The sequence below is a fragment of the Kitasatospora sp. NBC_01246 genome, from assembly GCF_036226505.1.
GTDB lineage: Bacteria > Actinomycetota > Actinomycetes > Streptomycetales > Streptomycetaceae > Kitasatospora.
In genome coordinates, this window is sequence record NZ_CP108484.1 from 3068636 (window position 1) to 3087535 (window position 18900).

Consider the following 18900-nt stretch of genomic DNA (forward strand, 5'->3'; position numbering starts at 1 on the left):
AACGCGAGGGCCCCCGGAGACCGACCGACGGTCTCCGGGGGCCCTTTCACGCGGAAGGTCAGGCGCTCTTGTCGCGCCGCTCCCGCTTGATCATGTCACGCGGGACGAGCGTGGGGATGGCGTGCTTGGAGACGACGTCCCCGGTGACCACCACGCGGGCGACGTCCTGACGCGAGGGCACCTCGTACATCACGGACATCAGCACCTCCTCCATGATGGCCCGCAGGCCGCGCGCGCCGGTGCCGCGCAGGATCGCCTGGTCGGCGATCGCCTCCAGCGCGTCGCGGGAGAACTCCAGCTCGACGCCGTCCAGTTCGAAGAGCTTGCGGTACTGCTTGACCAGCGCGTTCTTCGGCTCGGTGAGGATCTGCAGCAGCGCCTCGCGGTCGAGGTTGTGCACGCTGGTGATCACCGGGAGGCGGCCGATGAACTCCGGGATCATGCCGAACTTGACCAGGTCCTCCGGCATCACCTGACGGAAGTGGTCGCTGGCGTCCTGCTCCCGCTTGGAGCGGATGTTCGCGCCGAAGCCGATGCCCTTGGCGCCCGCGCGGCCCTCGATGATCCGCTCCAGGCCGGCGAACGCGCCACCCACGATGAACAGCACGTTGGTGGTGTCGATCTGGATGAACTCCTGGTGCGGGTGCTTGCGCCCGCCCTGCGGCGGCACCGAGGCGGTGGTGCCCTCCAGGATCTTCAGCAGGGCCTGCTGCACGCCCTCGCCGGAGACGTCCCGGGTGATCGACGGGTTCTCGCTCTTGCGGGCGACCTTGTCGATCTCGTCGATGTAGATGATCCCGGTCTCGGCCTTCTTGACGTCGTAGTCGGCCGCCTGGATCAGCTTCAGCAGGATGTTCTCGACGTCCTCGCCGACGTACCCGGCCTCGGTCAGCGCGGTGGCGTCGGCGATCGCGAACGGCACGTTCAGCATCCGGGCGAGCGTCTGCGCGAGCAGCGTCTTGCCGGAGCCGGTCGGGCCGAGCAGCAGGATGTTGGACTTCGCCAGCTCGATGGCGTCCTCACGGCCGTTGCCGCCGCTGCGGCCGGCCTCGCCCGCCTGCACGCGCTTGTAGTGGTTGTACACCGCCACCGACAGCGCCTTCTTGGCGAGGTCCTGGCCGACCACGTACTGGTCCAGGAACTCGTAGATCTCGCGCGGCTTCGGGAGCTCCTCGAAACGCACCTCGGAGGTCTCGGCGAGCTCCTCCTCGATGATCTCGTTGCACAGGTCGATGCACTCGTCGCAGATGTACACGCCTGGGCCGGCGATCAGCTTCTTCACCTGCTTCTGCGACTTGCCGCAGAACGAGCACTTGAGCAGGTCGCCACCGTCTCCGATGCGTGCCACGAGGTGCTTCCCCTTCGCCAGGGGCCCCGCGGGGGTTCCGGGGCCTGGTGCTGTGGACCGTACACGCCGACGGCGCCCGGTCTCGCTATCCGACGGTACTCTGCCGGGCCCCTGATTCCGTCCTCTTCGCCAGGTCTGCCCTACGCCCTGGGCGAATTGATACCGAACAGATGCCGGCGGCCGCGCCGCCGATGCGCCGGGGGCGGGGCGCGCGACTCCTTGCGCGCCCCGCCCGGGAGCTTCGCCCCGCCCCCACGGGGCAGGGCGGGAGAGTGCCGGCCTCAGGAGGTCAGCGAGGCCTTGCGGGTGGAGATGACGAGGTCGACCAGACCGTACTCGACGGCCTCCTCGGCCGTGAGGATCTTGTCGCGCTCGATGTCGTCGCGGACCTGCTCCACCGACTTGTTGGAGTGCTTGGAGAGCATCTCCTCCAGCTGCTCGCGCATCCGGAAGATCTCGCGGGCCTGGATCTCCAGGTCCGAGACCTGGCCGCGGCCGGTCTCGGTGTACGGCTGGTGGATCAGGATGCGGGCGTTCGGCAGCGCCATCCGCTTGCCGGGGGTGCCGGCCGCGAGCAGCACGGCGGCGGCGGAGGCGGCCTGGCCCATGCAGACGGTGGTGATGTCCGGCTTCACGTACTGCATGGTGTCGTAGATGGCCGTCAGCGCCGTGAACGAGCCGCCGGGCGAGTTGATGTACATCTGGATCTCGCGGTCCGGGTCCATCGACTCCAGGCAGAGCAGCTGAGCCATGATGTCGTTCGCGGAGACGTCGTCGACCTGCGAGCCGAGGAAGATGATGCGCTCCTCGAACAGCTTGGCGTACGGGTCGTACTCACGGATGCCCTGCGAGGTGCGCTCGACGAAGCGCGGGACGATGTAGCGGCCCTCGGCGCGCATGTCCTCGACGCGTGCCTTGGCGCTGGACAGGCTGGGGATGTTCATGGGGGTTCTAGTCCTCCGGAGCGTTGTGGCTGTGGTCTCGTGGGAGCCGGGCCGAGGCTCAGGCGCCCGTGCCGCCGCCGCCGGGGACGTCCGCGGCGCTGTGCATGATCGCGTCGATCAGGCCGTACTCCAGGGCCTCCTCGGGCGTGAACCAGCGGTCGCGGTCGGAGTCCGCGGTGATCTGCTCGAAGGACTGGCCGCTGTGGAAGGCGATCAGCTCGGACATCCGCTTCTTGGTGCGGAGCAGCTGCTCCGCCTGGATGCGGATGTCCGTGGCCGAGCCGCCGAGACCGGCGGACGGCTGGTGCATCAGGATGTTGGCGTTCGGCAGCGAGAAGCGCTTGCCCTTGGCGCCGGCGGTCAGCAGGAACTGGCCCATCGAGGCGGCCATGCCCATCGCGATGGTGACGACGTCGTTCTTGATGTACTGCATGGTGTCGTAGATCGCCATGCCGGCCGAGATCGAGCCGCCCGGGGAGTTGATGTAGAGGAAGATGTCCTTGTCCGGGTCCGCGGCCAGCAGGAGCAGCTGGGCGGTGATCTTGTTGGCGATGTCGTCGTCGACCTGCTGGCCGAGGAAGATGATCCGCTCGTTGAGCAGCCGGTTGTAGACCTGGTCGCCCAGGCCGCCGAGCACGTCACCAGAGGCGGCGTGCGGCGCCATCGGGCCAGGCATCTGCATCTGCGGGAACGTCACTTAGCCACCTGCTCAGTCGATTTGGAGGGCCGTGCCACGGCCCTCACGGTGTCGCACAGCTTCCGGGTATCACGGTGTGATTGTTGCTGTCCAAGGACCCTAACGCGCAGGCCGGGCCGCAGAATCCCTCACGCCGAACTGTTCGCTGTGAGCGCAGGGTTCACGGCGCGGCCGGGGCGTCCGGCCGCCGCGCCCGGCGGGGAACGCGGTCGGCCGGGGAACGCGACGGGCCCGGACGCCGCGTACGGCGTCCGGGCCCGCTACTGCGTCAGTCGGACCGGGGCGGTCAGGCCTCGGTCTTCTCCTCGGCGTCGGCCTCGGCGGCCGGCGCCTCGGCGGCGACGGTCTCGGCCGACTCGTCGGTCTCGTCGTCGTCGAAGTTGATCTCGTTGCCCTCGGTGTCGACCACCTTGGCGGCCTCGACCACGGTGGCCAGCGCCTTGCCGCGGGCGACCTCGCCGACCAGCAGCGGCACCTGGCCACCCTGGACGACCTGCTGCGCGAACTGGTCCGGGGTCAGGCCCGAGCCGGCGGCGCGGCGGATGAGGTGCTCGGTGAGCTCCTGCTGGTCGACGCCCAGCTCCTCGTCGGCGACGATCTGGTCCAGGACGAACTGGGTCTTGATGCCCTTCTTCGCCTGCTCCTCGGTCTCCGCGAGGAACTCCTCCTCGGTCTTGCCCTGGGTCTCCAGGTAGGTCGCGAGGTTGAGGCCCATCGGCTCCAGCTGGTGGTGCTCCAGGTTGTGCTTGCGGGTCTCGATCTCGTCCTTGAGGAGCTTCTCCGGGAACTCGATCTCGACCAGCGCCAGCAGCGCGTCGAGCACCTTCTCCTGGGCCTGGGTGGCCTGGTCGTACTCCTTCATGCGCTCCAGGCGCTTGCGGGAGTCGCCGCGCAGCTCCTCCAGCGAGTCGAACTCGCTGGCCAGCTGGGCGAACTCGTCGTCCAGCTCGGGGAGCTCCTTCTCCTGGACGGCGGTGACGGTGACGGTGACCTCGGAGGTCTTGCCCGCCTGGGTGCCGCCCTTGAGCTCGGTGGAGAAGGTGGCGGTGCCACCGGCCTCCAGGCCGACGACGGCGTCGTCGATGCCGTCGATCAGACGGCCGGAGCCGATCTCGTAGCTGACGGCCTTGGCGATGCCGTCCTCCGGCACCTCGCCGTCGACCTTGGCCTCCAGGTCGACGACCACGATGTCGCCGGCGGCCGCGGCGCGCTCGACGTCCTTGACCGAGGAGAAGCGCTCGCGCAGCTGCTCCAGCGACTTGTCGACGTCCTCGTCGGTGACCACGATCGGGTCGACGGTGACCTCGATGGTCGAGAAGTCCGGAAGGGTGATCTCGGGACGAATGTCGACCTCGGCGGTGAACTTCAGGTCACCGCCGTCGGCGATCGTCTCGACACCCTCGATGTTGGTGATGTCGGGCTGGCCGAGGACCTCGATCTTGCCCTCGTCGACGGCCTGCGTGTAGAAGCGCGGGAGGGCGTCGTTGACGGCCTCCTCCAGCACGGCGCCACGACCGAAACGCTGGTCGATGACACGGTTCGGGATCTTGCCCTTGCGGAAGCCCGGGACCGAGACCTGCTGGTTGATCTTCTTGTACGCCGCGTCGAGGCTGGGCTTGAGCTCCTCGAAGGGCACCTCGACGGTGAGTCGAACCCGGGTCGGGTTCAGAGTCTCGACGGCGCTCTTCACGGTTTGGTCTCCTATGGGCTTGCGGTCAGGTTGCCTCCGCCCTCCCCATCGACGCCGGCCTGGGCCGGTGCGGGCGGGTCGGGCGAGACGGGCGATGGGCGGTTGGAGCTGCATCTCCCGTGGGGGGTGGACGGTGAGCGTGACTCCTCGCCCTCGTGCGGTTGACCTGGGTTGACGCCACAGGGACTACCGCCAGCGCCCCATCCTACCGGTACCACGAAAGGCGGACGCCAGGACGTCGCCGCCGGGGGTCGCTCAGCCCTTCCCGACGGGCTCCGCGACGGATTCGGCCGCCCCCTCGCCGGTACCCCCGGCCGGTACCGCGCGCATGGTGGCGGCGGCGTCGGAATCCCGTACCAGCAAGGAGATCGCGGCCGCCGCCAGCGCCAGGCCGGCGGCGGTGAGGAAGGCCGCCCGGTAGGCGGCGAGGTTCGCCACGGGCGTACCCGAGGCGTTCACGGTGACGGCCCCCACGGCCGTCAGCACGGTGCCGAGCACCGCGACCCCGAGCGCGGAGCCGAGCTGGCGCTGCGCGTTGTAGAGGGTGGAGGCGGCCCCGGTGTCGCGGGCGCCGATCGTGGCGAAGGCGGCGGTCTGCGAGGGCATGAAGACGTGCGACATCGCGTACCCGGTGACGAACATCAGGGCGCGGACCGCCCAGAGGTTGCTGTCCGGCCCGATCGTGGCCATCAGGGCCAGGCAGCAGGCCACCACGGCGGAGCCGGTGGCCAGGATCCGGCGCGGGCCGATCCTCGGGTACAGGCGGCTCGCGATCTGGGAGGCGAGCATCACCCCGAGCGCCTCGGGGAAGACCATCAGACCGCTGTGCAGGGCGTCCATGCCGAGCGCGTCCTGCATCAGCAGCGGGAAGAGGTAGAGCATGCCGAGGAAGGCGGCGCCGGAGAAGAGCGAGAGCAGGTTGGTGGTGCGGAAGATGCGGTCCCGGAAGAGCCGCAGGTCGAGCATCGGCTCGGGCAGGCGCAGCTCGACCACGACCAGGGCCGCCAGCGCGCAGCCGCCGGCGAGCGCGGAGGCCACGATCCGCGCGCTCCCCCAGCCCTGCGACGCGCCCTCGGAGAGCGCGTACATCGCGGCGCCGAAGCCGACGGCGGAGAGCAGGAAGCCGGCCGCGTCGAAGCGCCCGGCCCGCTCGGCGCGGTAGTCCGGCAGCGCGAGCAGCCCGAAGACCAGGGCGGCGAGGCCGACCGGCACGTTGACGATGAAGACCCAGTGCCAGGACCAGCCGTCCACCAGCCAGCCGCCGAGCACCGGCCCGGCGGCCGGCGCCACGGCGGTGGGCAGCATCAGGATGCGGGTCGCCCGCATCCGCTCCTCCTGCGGGAAGGCCCGGAAGAGCATGGTCATCCCGACCGGGGTGAGCAGGCCGCCGGCCGCGCCCTGGAGGATCCGGTAGAGGGTGAGCGAGGTCATCGAGCCGGCCGCGCCGCAGAGCAGCGACGCGACGGTGAACAGGGCGAGCGAGGCGAGGAAGACCCGCCGGGTGCCGAAGCGGTCCCCCAGCCAGCCGGAGAGCGGGACGAAGACGGCCAGGCTGACCAGGTAGCCGACGTTGATCACGCCGACCCCGGCCGGATCGGTGCCGAACTCCCGGCCGATCGCCGGCAGGGCGACGTTGACGATCGTGGTGTCCATGATCGACATGAAGAGCGAGGCGACGAAGACGACTCCGACCGCGATCTTGGGGTTCATCCTCATCGGGCTCATCCGGGCTCCAGCATTTGGTGAAAGGTCAACCATTCACCATGCCGGACCGGGCCGAAAAGGACAACAGGCCCGATCTTCCGCGCCCACGGGCCGGCGACCGGACCCCTCGGGACCCCCGGAGACGCCAACAGGGCCCCGCCGAGGACGAGACCCTGCCGCACTGTCGGGGTGACCGGATTCGAACCGACGGCCTTCCGCTCCCAAAGCGGACGCGCTACCAAACTGCGCCACACCCCGTGGTGCCGAGAGGAAGCGTACACGCCGGGCCCCGCCCGGTCGGCGACATATCCGGGGCCCCGGAACGAATGTGGTGTGCGCTCGGGCGACCGGACCAGGTACGCTGTTCCCGACCTTCCGTCCGGCGACGGCCGGAGGATCGCGCGGGTGTAGCTCAATGGTAGAGCCCTAGTCTTCCAAACTAGTCACGCGAGTTCGATTCTCGTCACCCGCTCCGACCGCCCGGCCCCGGAACGACATCACCGTCGTTCCGGGGCCGTCGCGTTTCCCGGCCTCCCGTCAGCACCCGGGGCCGCCCGGCGGCACCGGGGCCGCCCGGCGGTCCGTCAGAGGCCGAGCCGTCCGGCGCGGGCCGCCGCCCGGTCGAGCAGCTGGTGGACGTCGGCCTGCCGGGTGGTGGGCCGGTCGTTGTACTCGTCCGGGGAGGCCGCGGGCCGGCCGGTGGCGTGCAGCACCTCCATCAGCTGCGTCCGGGCGGTGCGGACGGTGTCCGGGGTCCCGTAGCCGTGGGCGAGGACGGCGGCCTGGGCGCCGAGCAGGCAGACCCGGCCGGCGCCGTCCCACATCGCGCCCTGCAGCCAGCCGGCCGCGCCGATGTAGCGGGAGGCCAGCCGCAGGTGCTCGGCGGCGCTCACCGGCACCGGACGGGGCGGCCGGCGCAGCGCGCGGTCCAGCAGCGTGGCCCGGGGCGAGGGGTGGCCGGCGTGCCACGGCTGCACGGTCGAGCCGAGCGGGCAGACGTACGGCGGCCGGAGGTAGGGCGCCGGAGTGCGCGCCGGAGCGGGCAGCGTGGCGAGGTACGCCTCGATCTCGGCGACCAGGCCGGTGCCGTCCGGGGTGAGCAGCGGCGGAGCGGGCGTCAGGTCGGTGCGGGGCATGCGGTTCTCCAGGCGGTGGCCTACGGTTGCCGCTACCCAAAATGGTGCATAAGGGACATTTCTGCGACCGGAGAGCCGGGCTCACGCCGACGGGCGGCGGTCCGCTTCGGTTTCCCGGCAGGGCTCCGGGCCGATAGCCTCGGCGGCGTTCGAAAGTAGTTCGAGAGCAGTTCGAGAACGCTGCGAACCCGAGGGTGGAGGAGTGTCCGGTGCGTCCCCAGGACCGACTGGCCGTCATACAGCGCTCTGTGGTCCGGGAAATGGCACGCTTCGGGCAGGAATTCACCGTCGACGGCGAGGTGGTGCGCGGTCCGGGCACCACCGCGGTGGCCGTCCGGGAGCACCCCGGCATCGACGGCGCCGGCCACGTCGACCTGGGCTTCGTGCTGCGGCTGGGCCGGGCGGACGCGCCGGTGGTCTGGGACTGCTCGGCCGGCCTCGGCAAGACCGAGGAGGAGAAGCTCGACAACGCGGTGCGGATGTGGGCGACCACCACCGCGGCGGCGCTGGTCGAACTGCGGGAACGCCGCGGCGAGTACGCCGACCACGCCGATCACGCGGAACTGCCCGGCTGGCACGCCGTACAGGGGCCGGCGGCGGTGTTCGGCTTCGGCAACGAACGGCTGGCCGGCTGGCTGGCGGAGCACCGGGTGCTGCCCGCCCTGGCGCCCGCGCTGCTGCCGGACCTGGCCGGGCGGCAGTTGAACGGGGTGAAGCTCTTCCTCGGCGGCAAGTCGGGGGACGACGTCGCCGAGGTCCGGGTCAACGGCGAGGTGTCGGAGGCCGCGTCGGCGGCGCTGCGCGCGCTGGACTGGCCGCGCGGCGAACGGCTCTGCTGGGCACGGCTGTTCGTGCTGCTGACGGCCCCGGACACGGCGGTGGTGACGACCGCGCCGACGGGCGTGGCGGCGCCCGTCACGGTTCGGCCGCGGACCCTGGCGGCGGCCCGGGCCCGCGGGCTGTTCGCCCGCTGGCGGCAGGCCAGACGGGCCGACCGGTGACCCGGACGGCCGGCCTCCTCCCCTACTGAACCCGCTCTCGGGGCCCCGACCGGGGCCGGGGGTCAGCTGGCGATGTTGGAGATGCTCTTGGCGATCTGGCTCAGGAAGTCCTGGATCGGCTTGGCGGCCGTGCTCTGGTTGAGCATGAAGCCGAACAGGGCGGCCAGGATCGCGTGCCCGACCTTCAGTTGCTTGTTGCGGATGAAGATGAAGCAGATGACGCCGAACAGGACCAGTGCGGAGACGGAGAGTGCCACCCGGACTCACTTCCTCGTTTCATAGCGGGGCGCCATCGGCTGACCCCTGCGAAGCCGGACCCCGGCCTGTCCGACGGTCCCGAGGCGGAACGGCAGTTCGTCCGACGTGTCGCGGCCGGAAGGAGAGTCCGGTACGGCCGGACGGTGTCCGTCGTGCCGCATGTGGCGCCCCCATCCCCCGAATCCTGACCATCCCGCCCGGACTCAGTGTGGTCGACCGTGCCGATTGCGTAAAGGTCTGACTGTCAGCCGAACGCCGATATCCTGCGATGCGAGACGAGTTTCCGCCGACCGAGACGATAGCGGAGCCGTTCTGACGAATCGTCGGTGGGGCGCCGCTGAGCGGCCGGGAAACGGTCGGCGGGCCGGACCGGAACGGGCTGGTCCGCTCCGGTGACGGCGGGTCGGAAATGGCCGAAGATCAGCTCCCAGGCTTGACAGCAGCTGCCCGCGGCATGTGCCCGGGAACCGCCCGCCCGCCCGTCGGGGGGAACCGGCCCGGTCAGGGCCTCCCCGGGCCGGGCCGGCGGGGACGCGCGCGGTCAGTCGCGCCAGAGCAGCAGGACGGCGCGGTCGTCATTGATGTCCCGGGCGACCGTCTCGATCAGCCGGGCGGCAGCGCCCGCGCCGGCGCCGGGACCGCCGCCGGGGACCAGCCGGTCGGCCTCGCCCATCAGCCGGTCCATCCCGTCCGAGAGGTCCCGGCCGGGCGCCTCGACCATGCCGTCGGTGCAGAGCATCAGGACGTCGCCGCGGTTGAGCCGGCCCCGCACGCCCTCGAACTTGGCACCGTCGTAGATGCCGAGCAGCGGACCCTCGGTGGTCTCCTTGATCTCCCAGCGCCCGGCGCCCGCGAGCCGCTGCATCCCGGGCAGGTGGCCCGCCGAGAGGAGCTCGTACTCCCCCGTGTCCAGGTCGAGGACCAGGTGGACGGCGGTGGCGAAGCCCTCCTCCCAGGACTGGCGGAGCAGGTAGCCGTTGGCGGCGGGCAGGAAGTCGTGCGCGGGCAGCGAGCCGACCAGGCCGCCGAAGGCGCCGGAGAGCAGCAGGGCCCGCGAACCGGCGTCCATGCCCTTGCCCGAGACGTCCGCCAGGACCACCTCCAGCACCCGCTGGGCGGGGCCGGTCCGGGCGGCGACCACGAAGTCCCCGGAGAAGGACTGCCCGCCGGCCGGACGCAGCGCCATGTCGGCGTGCCAGCCGTCCGGCAGCTCCGGGACGCGGCTCTGCACCCGCAGCCGCTCGCGCAGGTCGAAGAGCATCGTGGAACCGCCCCACCAGGGGACGCCGACCCGGCTGCGGAACTGGGCCAGCAGCAGGCCGCCGACCCCGGCCGCGCCGACCACCAGGGCGGCGCCGGGGGTGACGCCGTAGGTGTAGGCGTCCGGATCGGCGCTGGCGACCCGCTGGCCGGTGTGGATCACGGACTCGGCGGAGAGGCCGAGCGCGGCCAGCGCGTAGAGCACCACCAGGCTGCCGGGGCGCAGCAGCAGGGCGGCGGCCAGGATCGGCAGGACCAGAGAGGTGGGCGGGACCCAGGCGGGGATCCAGATGTTGAGCAGGATCAGCAGCGGGACGAGCAGGGCCAGCACGCAGAGCACCGGCCAGTCGGCGGCGCCGCCGCGGAAGTAGTCGACACCGGCGGTGCGCAGCCTTCGGCGGACCCGGCGGAGCTTCTTGCGCAACCGGGCCGTCACGGGGTCGGGCGCCGTGGCGGCGCCGGGCCTCGTCGCAGTCGTCTGGGGCGTTTCGCCCGGCGGTCTGCCAGCCATGGGGACCGACCATATCCACCGGTACGGGTCGGCGTCGACGGCCCGGGCGCGGGCGGCGCCGCCGTGGCGCGGGCGCGTCAGCGGGTTTCGGCCGATCGCGGCGGGCGTCGGCCGCTGCGTCAGGAGGCGTACGCCGGTTGGGCGTACGAACCGTGCGGGCCGCACCCGCGCGCCGGGCGCGGCGCCGTCGGCGCGCCGGACGGGCGGGGCGGGCGCTGTGGCCGATCACACAGGACGGCGCGCGGGCCCGCAGACGCGCCGGCCGGCCGCGCTGGGGAGCGCGGCCGGCCGGTGGAGGTGGTCGACGGGGTGGATCAGCCCTGCGGGTGGTGGGCCGGGATCGGCGGGAGCTCGCCGGTGACCTCGTACTCGCTCAGCATCGTGATCCGGCGGGTGTGCCGGGCGTCGCCGCTGTACGGGGTGTTGAGGAAGACCTCGACGAAGCGGGTCGCCTCCTCCTGGGTGTGCATCCGGCCGCCGACGGAGATCACGTTGGCGTTGTTGTGCTCGCGGCCGAGCGAGGCGGTCTGCTCGCTCCAGGCCAGCGCCGCGCGGACGCCCTTGACCTTGTTGGCGGCGATCGCCTCGCCGTTGCCCGAACCGCCGATCACGACGCCCAGCGCCTCCGGGTCCGCCGCGGTGCGCTCGGCGGCGCGCAGGCAGAACGGGGGGTAGTCGTCGGCCGCGTCGTAGATGTGCGGCCCGCAGTCGACCGGCTCGTGGCCGGCCTCCTTGAGCCACTCCACGAGGTGGTTCTTCAGTTCGTATCCGGCATGGTCCGAGCCCAGGTACACGCGCATGCCATGAGTGTGGCACGTGCGTGCACCCGGGCCGCGCAGGGGGCGGCCGAGCGGGCCCGCGGGGCGCCCGGCCCGGGAGCGGACCGGTCAGCGCCTGCCGAGCAGCTTCCAGGCGAGCGGCAGGACGCCGGCCGCGAGGACGGCCTTCAGCGCGTCGCCGACCAGGTACGGGTAGAGGCCGAGCTCGGCGGCGCGGGACAGCGGGACACCCAGCGAGAAGGCGAGGTACGGCACGCCGACGGCGTAGATGGCGAGGGTGCCGAGCGCCATCGTGGCGGCGGTGTTCAGCGGGGTGCGGTCGGCGCCCCGGCGGGCCAGCGCGCCGGTGAGGGCGGCGGCCAGGACGAAGCCGATCATGTAGCCGAGGGTGGGGATCGACCAGCCGGAGGCGCCCTCGGCGAACCAGGGCAGGCCCGCCATGCCGGCCAGCAGGTAGAGGCCGAGCGAGGCGATCCCGCGGCGGGCGCCGAGCGCGGTGCCGACCAGCAGCGCGGCGAAGGTCTGGCCGGTGACCGGCACCGGGGAGCCGTGGACGGTCACCGAGAACTGGGCGGCCAGACCGGTGAGGGCCGCGCCGCCGGTCACCAGGACGAGGTCGCGGGCCTGGGCGCCGAACCGGCCGGACGCGGCGGGCAGCAGGTCGGCGAGGACGCCGCGGCTCAGTATCGACGTGGTGGCAGTCGGGGTGGTGGCAGTGGCCATCGGGGTTTCCTCCGCACGGGGACGGTCGGCGATCGGACGATCAGGTGAGTGAACACCTGTGAACCTACGTGGTGATCGCCTCCGGCACCGTCAGGGAACCGGACAAAGCCCCGACGGCCGTGATTGTCGGGTCCGTCCCCGTCGCGGCCACGGACCGTGAGCGATCCGGCCGAATACCGTCACGATCCGGTCCGTATCGTGAGCCCGGGCGCGTCATTCTTGGCATGGACAGCGGTGCCCCCGGATATTGGGCAATTCGCACCGCATTCCGAACAGTCTGGATTCCCACCTCATGGCCCGTACCTCCGCGCCCACGGCGCCCGGGACGACCTCCACCGCCGAAGCACCGGCCGGCGGGCAGCAGCTCTCGCACGGTCTGAAGCAGCGCCACCTCTCGATGATCGCGCTCGGCGGGGTCATCGGCGCCGGCCTCTTCGTCGGCTCCGGGGCGGGCATCGCGGCGGCCGGACCCGCCATCATCCTGGCGTTCACCCTCTCCGGCCTGCTGGTCATGCTGATCATGCGGATGCTCGGCGAGATGTCGGCGGCCCGCCCGGCCTCCGGCTCGTTCTCGGTGCACGCCGAGAAGGAGATCGGCCCGTGGGCCGGGATCACCGCCGGCTGGATGTACTGGGTGATGCTCTGCTGCGGCGTCGCGGCCGAGGCCACCGCCGCCGGCAAGATCGTCAACGGCTGGGTCCCCGGCGTCTCCGCCTGGGTCTGGGTCGGCCTCTTCATGGTCTTCTTCTGCGCCAGCAACCTCACCGCGGTGAAGAACTTCGGCGAGTTCGAGTTCTGGTTCGCCACCATCAAGGTCGCCGCGATCGTCGCCTTCCTGGTGATCGGCACGCTGGGCGTCACCGGGGTGCTCGGCCCCGGCGCTCCCGGCACCACCAACCTCACCGGCCAGGGCGGCTTCCTGCCCACCGGCGTCAGCGGCCTGATCGTCGGCCTGCTCGCCTCGGTCTTCGCCTACGGCGGCCTGGAGACCGTCACCATCGCCGCCGCCGAGTCCGACGACCCCAAGCGCAACGTCGCCAACGCGGTGCGCACGGCGGTCTGGCGCATCGCGATCTTCTACATCGGCTCGATGGCCCTGGTCGTCACGCTGGTCTCCTGGAAGGACCCGTCGGTCGTCGAGAACGGCCCCTACGTGACCGTCCTGCAGCACCTGGGCGTGCCCGGCGCCGGCACCATCATGGAGGCCGTGGTGCTGATCGCCCTGCTCTCCGCGATGAACGCCAACATCTACGGCTCCTCCCGGATGGCGTACTCGCTGGTCTCCCGCGGCCAGGGCCCGAAGGCGCTGGCCAGGGTCAGCGGCGGGGTGCCGCGACTGGCCGTGGTCGCCTCCTGCCTGTTCGGCTTCGGCGCCGTGCTGGCCTCCAAGTTCTGGCCCGACACCGTCTTCACCTGGCTGATGAACACCACCGGCGTCGCCATCCTGGTGGTCTGGTTCTTCATCTGCGTCGTCCAGCTGCGGATGCGCCGCCGGCTGGAACGCGAGGCGCCCGAGCTGCTCACCGTCCGGATGTGGGGCTTCCCGTACCTGACCTGGGTGGCGATGGCCGCCGTGGTCGGCATCCTGGCGCTGATGACCACCACCGAGGGCAACCGGCAGCAGCTGTACGCGGCCGGCGTGCTCGTCGCGCTGCTGATCGGAGCCGGCCTGCTCAAGCAGCGCCGGGACGCCGCAGCGGCCCGCTAGGGCTCGTCCGACAGGTCCCGCCGCGCGCGCGAGGGCCCGGTACCGCTCCTCGGCGGTACCGGGCCCTCGCGCGTGGCGCCCGCCGGTGCGGGCGGGCCGTCCGCTACTCGAAGGACGGACCCGCGGTACGGGTGCGCTTGATCTCGTAGAAGCCCGGGGTCGACGCGACCAGCAGGGTGCCGTCCCAGAGCCGGGCGGCGGCCTCGCCGCGCGGGGCCGGGGTGACCACCGGGCCGAAGAAGGCCACCCGCTCGCCGTCCGCGCCCTCGACCGCGATCACCGGGGTGCCGACGTCCTCGCCGACCAGGGTGATGCCCTCCTTGTGCGAGGCGCGCAGGGCCTCGTCGTACGCGTCCGTGTCGGCGGCGTCCGCCAGCCCGGCCGGCAGGCCCGCCGCGACCAGCGCCGCCTCGACGGTCTCGCGGGTCCGGGGCAGGCCCTGGTTGTGGAAGCGGGTGCCCAGCTCGGTGTAGAGCCGGCCGAGCACCTCGTCGCCGTGCTGCTGGGCGGCGGCGATGCAGACCCGGACCGGACCCCAGGCGCTGTCCAGCAGCTCGCGGTAGTCCTGCGGGAGGTCACGGTGCTCGTTCAGCACGGACAGGCTCATCACGTGCCAGTTCACGTCCACCGGGCGCAGCTGCTGGACCTCGATCAGCCAGCGGGACGTCATCCAGGCCCACGGGCAGGCCGGGTCGAACCAGAAGTCGGCGGTCTTGCGCTCAGCGGCAGTCGTCACGGCTGTCGTCCTTCGGTGAGATGCGGGGCGGTCCCCGGCACGGGGCCCACCCGATCCCGAACGCCCGCGCGGCGCCGCTGATTCCGTACCGGCGCCCCGGTTTGTGCAATGGTACCGGCGCGGGCGGCGTGAAAGGATGCCCCGCAGCACCACGACGCGCAGCACCCACCGCACCAGTTGAGACCGCACCACCGTGCGAGCCGGACAAAGGAGTACCGCCGTGCCGGGCAAGAACCTGAGCCGCGACGAAGCCCAGCAGCGGGCCAGCATCCTGGCCGTGGACAGCTACCAGGTCCGGCTGGACGTGACCTCGGCCCCCGACCCGGCGGCCGCCACCTTCCGCTCCACCACCACGATCGCCTTCCGGTGCGACGAGCCGGGCGCCTCGACCTTCCTCGACCTGCTGGCGAGCGCCGTCCGTGCGGTCACCCTGAACGGCCGCGCGCTCGACCCGGCCACCGCCTTCGACGGCGCCCGGGTGCACGTCGACGGCCTCGCCGCGGAGAACCTCCTGGTGGTGGACGCCGACTGCGCGTACAGCCGCACCGGCGAGGGCCTGCACCGCTTCACCGACCCGGTGGACGGCGAGACCTACCTCTACACCCACTACGAGCCGGCCGACGCCCGCCGGGTGTTCGCCACCTTCGAGCAGCCCGACCTGAAGGCCCCGTTCTCCTTCACCGTCACCGCGCCCGCCGCCTGGGACGTCCGGTCCAACGCCGTGCACGAGCAGGTGACCGACGACGGCGCCGCCCGCACCTGGCGGTTCGCGCCGACGCAGCCGATCTCCACCTACCTCACCGCCGTCGTCGCCGGCCCGTACCACGTGGCCACCGACCACTACAGCCGCACGCTGGCCGACGGCACCGCCCTGGAGATCCCGCTCGCCGCGCTGTGCCGCAAGTCGCTCGCGCCCTACTTCGACTCCGACGAGATCCTCGGCGTCACCAAGCTCGGACTCGACTTCTTCCACGAGGAGTTCGACTACCCGTACCCCTTCGGCAAGTACGACCAGTCCTTCGTCCCCGAGTACAACATCGGCGCGATGGAGAACCCGGGCTGCGTCACCTTCCGCGAGGAGTTCATCTTCCGCTCGAAGGTCACCGACGCCGCCTACGAGGGCCGGGCCAACGTCATCCTGCACGAGATGGCGCACATGTGGTTCGGCGACCTGGTCACCATGCGCTGGTGGGACGACCTGTGGCTGAAGGAGTCCTTCGCCGACTTCATGGGCTCCTACGCGCTGATCGGCGCCCGCACCCGGTACTCCTCCGCCTGGATCACCTTCGCCAACCAGCGCAAGGCCTGGGCCTACCGCCAGGACCAGTTCCCGACCACGCACCCGATCACCGCGGACATCCGGGACCTGGAGGACGCCAAGCTCAACTTCGACGGCATCACCTACGCCAAGGGCGCTTCGGTGCTCAAGCAGCTGGTGGCGTACGTCGGTTCGGAGGCCTTCTTCGAGGGCGCCCGCCGCTACTTCAAGCGGCACGCCTTCGGCAACACCGAACTCGCCGACCTGCTGGACATCCTGGAGGAGACCAGCGGCCGCGACCTCAAGTCCTGGGCCGCCGCCTGGCTGCAGACCGCCGGCGTCAACTCGCTGACCCCGCAGGTCACCGTGGACGCGGAGGGCCGGATCACCGAGCTCGCCGTCCTCCAGGACGCCGGCAACGGCAGCACCCTGCGCCCGCACCGGATCGCCGTCGGCCTCTACGACCGGGACGCCGAGGGCGCGCTGGTGCGCACCGACCGGATCGAGCTGGACGTCACCGGCGCACGCACCGTCGTCACCGAGGCCGCCGGCCGGCCCCGGCCCGCCCTGGTGCTGCTGAACGACGACGACCTGACCTACTGCAAGATCCGCTTCGACGCCGAGTCGCTGGAGACGCTGCGCACCGGCCTCGGCGACCTCGACGACGACCTGGCCCGGGCGCTCGCCTGGTCCGCCGTGTGGAACCTGACCCGGGACGGCCTGATGCCGGCCCGCGACTACATCGCCCTGGTGCTGCGCTTCGCCGGGCGGGAGGCCAACATCGGTGTGCTGCAGTCGCTGCACCTCCAGGCCAAGGGCGCCGTCGACCTCTACGCCGACCCGGCCTGGCACGGCGAGGGCGGCCGGCTGCTGGCCGACGGCGCGCTGCGCGAGCTGCGCGCCGCGGCCCCCGGCAGCGACCACCAGCTGGCCTGGGCGCGCTTCCTGGCGCAGACCGCGAACGGCTCCGAGCACCTGGGCCTGGTCCGCGGCCTGCTGGCCGGCACCGCCCGGATCGACGGGCTGGACGTCGACCAGGAGCTGCGCTGGGCGCTCTGGCTGGCGCTGGCCGCGGCCGGCCAGGCCTCGGACGAGGAGCTGGCCGGGGAGCTGACGGCCGACAACACCGCGAGCGGCAAGCGCCAGTACACCCAGTGCCTGGCCGCCCGGCCGACTCCGGAGGCCAAGGCCGCCGCCTGGTCCGCCGTGATCGACTCGGAGGAGCTGCCCAACGCGCTGGTCGAGGCCAACATCGCCGGCTTCGCGCTGCCCGCGCACCGCGACCTGACCGCGCTCTACGCGGCGCCGTACTTCAAGCTGCTGGAGCGGATCTGGTCGGAGCGGACCATCGAGATCGCGATGCGGATCGTCGGCGGCTTCTTCCCGCACGCCCAGGTCGGCGAGGAGACGCTGGCCGAGGCGGACGCCTGGCTGGCCGGCCACCCGGAGGCGGCGCCGGCGCTGCGCCGGCTGGTGCTGGAGCGCCGGGACGACCTGGCCCGGGCCCTGCGGGCGCGGGCCTGCGACGGCGTCTGAGGCACGGCGGTCCGTCCCCCGGGAGCCCCCGCCGCGCGCACGCGCGGCGGGGGCTCCCGCGTCGGGGGCCGGTGTACGGGGGTTCCGCGTCGGGGGTTCCGCGTCGGGGGTTCCGCGTCGGAGGCCGGCGTGCAGGGGCTCCGCGTCGGAGGCCGGCGTGCAGGGGCTCCGCGTCGGGAGCGGTCAGCCGCGCTGGAGGCCGCGGTCCAGGGCGGCGAGCGCGCTGCCGTCGGCGTCGTCGCCGTCCAGCGACCAGACCATCACCCCGGCAAGGTCGTTCCACCGGGTGTAGCGGGCCTTCTGGGTGAGCACCTCGGCGTTGTCGTAGCTGTAGAAGTTGGTGCCGTCGTACTTCCAGGACGCGCCGTGGTCACGGTCGGTGTAGACCTTGCCGGGCAGCCGGGAGACCTCGTTGTAGGTGAAGTCGGCGGTGGCCGCGGTGGCCGGCTGGTACAGGCCGCCCTGCTTGCCGGCCGCCACCCCGGTCCAGCCGTGGGCGTAGAACGGCACGCCGAGCACGGTCTGGGAGCCCGGCAGGCCGTGCTGGGTGTAGTAGTCGACCGCCTTGTCCGCACTGCGCTGCAGCGGCGACGGGTCCTTGGGGTCGGAGTACAGGTTGGCGTGGTGGGCGGCCGGGCCGGTGCCCTCCCACGGGCCGTGCAGGTCGTAGGTCATCAGGTTGAGCCAGTCCATCGAGCGCGAGAGCGCCGGCAGGTCCAGCCGGGCGGCGACGGTCTCGTTGGCGGCCACCGCCGCGGTCAGCAGGTAGTGCGGCCCCCTGCGGCCGCTGAGCTGGTCCAGCTGGCGACGGAACTCCTGCACCAGCAGGGTGAAGTTGCGGCCGTCCTCGGGGCGCACCACGTTGCCGGCGTCACCGCCGCCGCCCGGGTACTCCCAGTCGAGGTCGATGCCGTCGAAGACGCCGGCCGCGACGCCCTTGCCACCCTCGGCGGTGCCGAGCTGGGGCAGGTTGCCCTTGATGTACAGGTCGACGCAGGAGGAGACGAACTTCCGGCGGGACTCCTCGGTGGCGGCGGCGTCCGAGAAGTACTTGGACCAGCTCCACCCGCCGAGCGAGATCACCGTCTTGAGCCGCGGGTTCTCGGCCTTGAGCTTGCGCAGCTGGTTGAAGTGGCCCTTGAGCTTCTGGCCCGGGCGGTCGGCGACGCCGTCCACCGAGTCGGCGGCGGAGAACGGGCGCTGGTAGTCGTTCAGGGCGTCGCCCTGGCCGGCCTCGTTGGACTCGAAGCAGGTGCCCTCGGCGGAGACGTTGCCGAAGGCGTAGTTGATGACGGTGAGCTTCTCGGCCTGACCGGACTCCTGCACCCGCTTCGCGGAGCTGTCGGCGCCCCACTGGGTGAAGTAGCCGACCCGCTGCCCCTTCAGCTTCGGGCCGTGGTCACGGTCGTGGGCCTGGGCCGTGGGGGCCGCGAGGGCGGCGGCCACCGTGGCGGCGGCGATGAAGGCGGCGGTGCGACTGATCATGCGCATGGGAGAAGACCTGCGGCTTTCTCTGATTCAGCGTCAAATGGTCTGGACCAAGCTGAAACAGAGGTTTAGTCCATTCGGGCCGGACATACAAGAGGCCGGACCGCGTTGACGCGATCCGGC

The 18900-nt window shown here is 71.9% G+C and carries 15 protein-coding genes and 2 tRNA genes; 4 read left to right on the forward strand and 13 right to left on the reverse strand.

Translation table 11 applies throughout. The features are described 5' to 3' along the window. Nucleotides 1-58: 58 nt before the first annotated feature. The 6 genes from clpX to OG618_RS13440 all read right to left on the reverse strand — a co-directional run bounded on the left by clpX (nt 59) and on the right by OG618_RS13440 (nt 6641). Nucleotides 59-1348, reverse strand: coding sequence for an ATP-dependent Clp protease ATP-binding subunit ClpX (clpX, locus tag OG618_RS13415; protein WP_030397392.1), 1290 nt, complete (start codon nt 1346-1348; stop codon nt 59-61). A 281-nt stretch (nt 1349-1629) separates the two neighbouring features. Next, complete coding sequence (locus OG618_RS13420) at nt 1630-2292, reverse strand: ATP-dependent Clp protease proteolytic subunit (protein ID WP_327676905.1); 663 nt, start codon at nt 2290-2292, stop codon at nt 1630-1632. Between the two features lie 58 nt (nt 2293-2350). Beyond that, complete coding sequence (locus OG618_RS13425) at nt 2351-2968, reverse strand: ATP-dependent Clp protease proteolytic subunit (protein ID WP_305067940.1); 618 nt, start codon at nt 2966-2968, stop codon at nt 2351-2353. Between the two features lie 307 nt (nt 2969-3275). Continuing rightward, a complete protein-coding gene (tig, locus tag OG618_RS13430; RefSeq protein ID WP_329487641.1) occupies nt 3276-4679 on the reverse strand; it encodes a trigger factor in 1404 nt (467 codons plus the stop codon). Between the two features lie 255 nt (nt 4680-4934). Next, on the reverse strand, nt 4935-6404 hold the full coding sequence (locus OG618_RS13435) for an MDR family MFS transporter (RefSeq protein ID WP_329487642.1): 1470 nt from the start codon (nt 6402-6404) through the stop codon (nt 4935-4937). A gap of 163 nt (nt 6405-6567) precedes the next feature. Continuing rightward, nucleotides 6568-6641 (reverse strand) — tRNA-Pro (locus OG618_RS13440). A 143-nt stretch (nt 6642-6784) separates the two neighbouring features. On the opposite strand from OG618_RS13440, the gene OG618_RS13445 reads away from it, so the two are divergent. After that, nucleotides 6785-6855, forward strand: a tRNA-Gly gene (locus OG618_RS13445). 112 nt (nt 6856-6967) lie between these two features. On the opposite strand, the gene OG618_RS13450 is transcribed toward OG618_RS13445, so the two are convergent. Continuing rightward, on the reverse strand, nt 6968-7519 hold the full coding sequence (locus tag OG618_RS13450) for a DUF6197 family protein (RefSeq protein WP_329487643.1): 552 nt from the start codon (nt 7517-7519) through the stop codon (nt 6968-6970). 260 nt (nt 7520-7779) lie between these two features. Here OG618_RS13450 and OG618_RS13455 point away from each other — a divergent pair, with 260 nt between their 5' ends. Further along, entirely contained in the window at nt 7780-8520 is a 741-nt protein-coding gene (locus OG618_RS13455) for a DUF6348 family protein (protein WP_329487644.1), read from the forward strand. A gap of 62 nt (nt 8521-8582) precedes the next feature. Here OG618_RS13455 and OG618_RS13460 read toward each other — a convergent pair whose 3' ends face one another. The 4 genes from OG618_RS13460 to OG618_RS13475 all read right to left on the reverse strand — a co-directional run bounded on the left by OG618_RS13460 (nt 8583) and on the right by OG618_RS13475 (nt 12051). Continuing rightward, a complete protein-coding gene (locus tag OG618_RS13460; protein ID WP_329487645.1) occupies nt 8583-8777 on the reverse strand; it encodes a hypothetical protein in 195 nt (64 codons plus the stop codon). Nucleotides 8778-9319: 542 nt separating this feature from the next. Further along, nucleotides 9320-10549: a PP2C family protein-serine/threonine phosphatase gene (locus OG618_RS13465; RefSeq protein ID WP_352289197.1), complete on the reverse strand. Its 1230-nt coding sequence runs from the start codon at nt 10547-10549 to the stop codon at nt 9320-9322. 314 nt (nt 10550-10863) lie between these two features. Beyond that, the gene (locus OG618_RS13470; RefSeq protein ID WP_329487647.1) at nt 10864-11349 is read right to left on the reverse strand and encodes a ribose-5-phosphate isomerase; all 486 of its coding nucleotides are present in this window, start codon (nt 11347-11349) and stop codon (nt 10864-10866) included. 87 nt (nt 11350-11436) lie between these two features. Continuing rightward, the gene (locus tag OG618_RS13475; protein WP_329487648.1) at nt 11437-12051 is read right to left on the reverse strand and encodes a biotin transporter BioY; all 615 of its coding nucleotides are present in this window, start codon (nt 12049-12051) and stop codon (nt 11437-11439) included. Between the two features lie 292 nt (nt 12052-12343). Between OG618_RS13475 and OG618_RS13480 the strand changes: the two genes are divergently transcribed. Then, the gene (locus OG618_RS13480; protein WP_329487649.1) at nt 12344-13759 is read left to right on the forward strand and encodes an amino acid permease; all 1416 of its coding nucleotides are present in this window, start codon (nt 12344-12346) and stop codon (nt 13757-13759) included. A 103-nt stretch (nt 13760-13862) separates the two neighbouring features. On the opposite strand, the gene OG618_RS13485 is transcribed toward OG618_RS13480, so the two are convergent. After that, nucleotides 13863-14495: a mycothiol-dependent nitroreductase Rv2466c family protein gene (locus OG618_RS13485; protein WP_380393711.1), complete on the reverse strand. Its 633-nt coding sequence runs from the start codon at nt 14493-14495 to the stop codon at nt 13863-13865. A 220-nt stretch (nt 14496-14715) separates the two neighbouring features. Here OG618_RS13485 and pepN point away from each other — a divergent pair, with 220 nt between their 5' ends. Continuing rightward, a complete protein-coding gene (gene pepN, locus OG618_RS13490) occupies nt 14716-17289 on the forward strand; it encodes an aminopeptidase N (protein ID WP_329487650.1) in 2574 nt (857 codons plus the stop codon). 183 nt (nt 17290-17472) lie between these two features. On the opposite strand, the gene OG618_RS13495 is transcribed toward pepN, so the two are convergent. After that, the gene (locus OG618_RS13495) at nt 17473-18780 is read right to left on the reverse strand and encodes a glycoside hydrolase family 18 protein (protein ID WP_329487651.1); all 1308 of its coding nucleotides are present in this window, start codon (nt 18778-18780) and stop codon (nt 17473-17475) included. Nucleotides 18781-18900 lie beyond the last annotated feature (120 nt).

Bases quoted from the DNA above. Each gene is read 5' to 3' on its own strand.
- OG618_RS13420 (WP_327676905.1), bottom strand. From the start codon at position 2,292: ATGAACATCCCCAGCCTGTCCAGCGCCAAGGCACGCGTCGAGGACATG.
- OG618_RS13425 (WP_305067940.1), bottom strand. From the start codon at position 2,968: ATGCCTGGCCCGATGGCGCCGCACGCCGCCTCTGGTGACGTGCTCGGC.
- OG618_RS13435 (WP_329487642.1), bottom strand. From the start codon at position 6,404: ATGAGCCCGATGAGGATGAACCCCAAGATCGCGGTCGGAGTCGTCTTC.
- OG618_RS13450 (WP_329487643.1), bottom strand. From the start codon at position 7,519: ATGCCCCGCACCGACCTGACGCCCGCTCCGCCGCTGCTCACCCCGGAC.
- OG618_RS13455 (WP_329487644.1), top strand. From the start codon at position 7,780: ATGGCACGCTTCGGGCAGGAATTCACCGTCGACGGCGAGGTGGTGCGC.
- OG618_RS13465 (WP_352289197.1), bottom strand. From the start codon at position 10,549: ATGGCTGGCAGACCGCCGGGCGAAACGCCCCAGACGACTGCGACGAGG.
- OG618_RS13470 (WP_329487647.1), bottom strand. From the start codon at position 11,349: ATGCGCGTGTACCTGGGCTCGGACCATGCCGGATACGAACTGAAGAAC.
- OG618_RS13475 (WP_329487648.1), bottom strand. From the start codon at position 12,051: ATGGCCACTGCCACCACCCCGACTGCCACCACGTCGATACTGAGCCGC.
- OG618_RS13480 (WP_329487649.1), top strand. From the start codon at position 12,344: ATGGCCCGTACCTCCGCGCCCACGGCGCCCGGGACGACCTCCACCGCC.
- OG618_RS13495 (WP_329487651.1), bottom strand. From the start codon at position 18,780: ATGCGCATGATCAGTCGCACCGCCGCCTTCATCGCCGCCGCCACGGTG.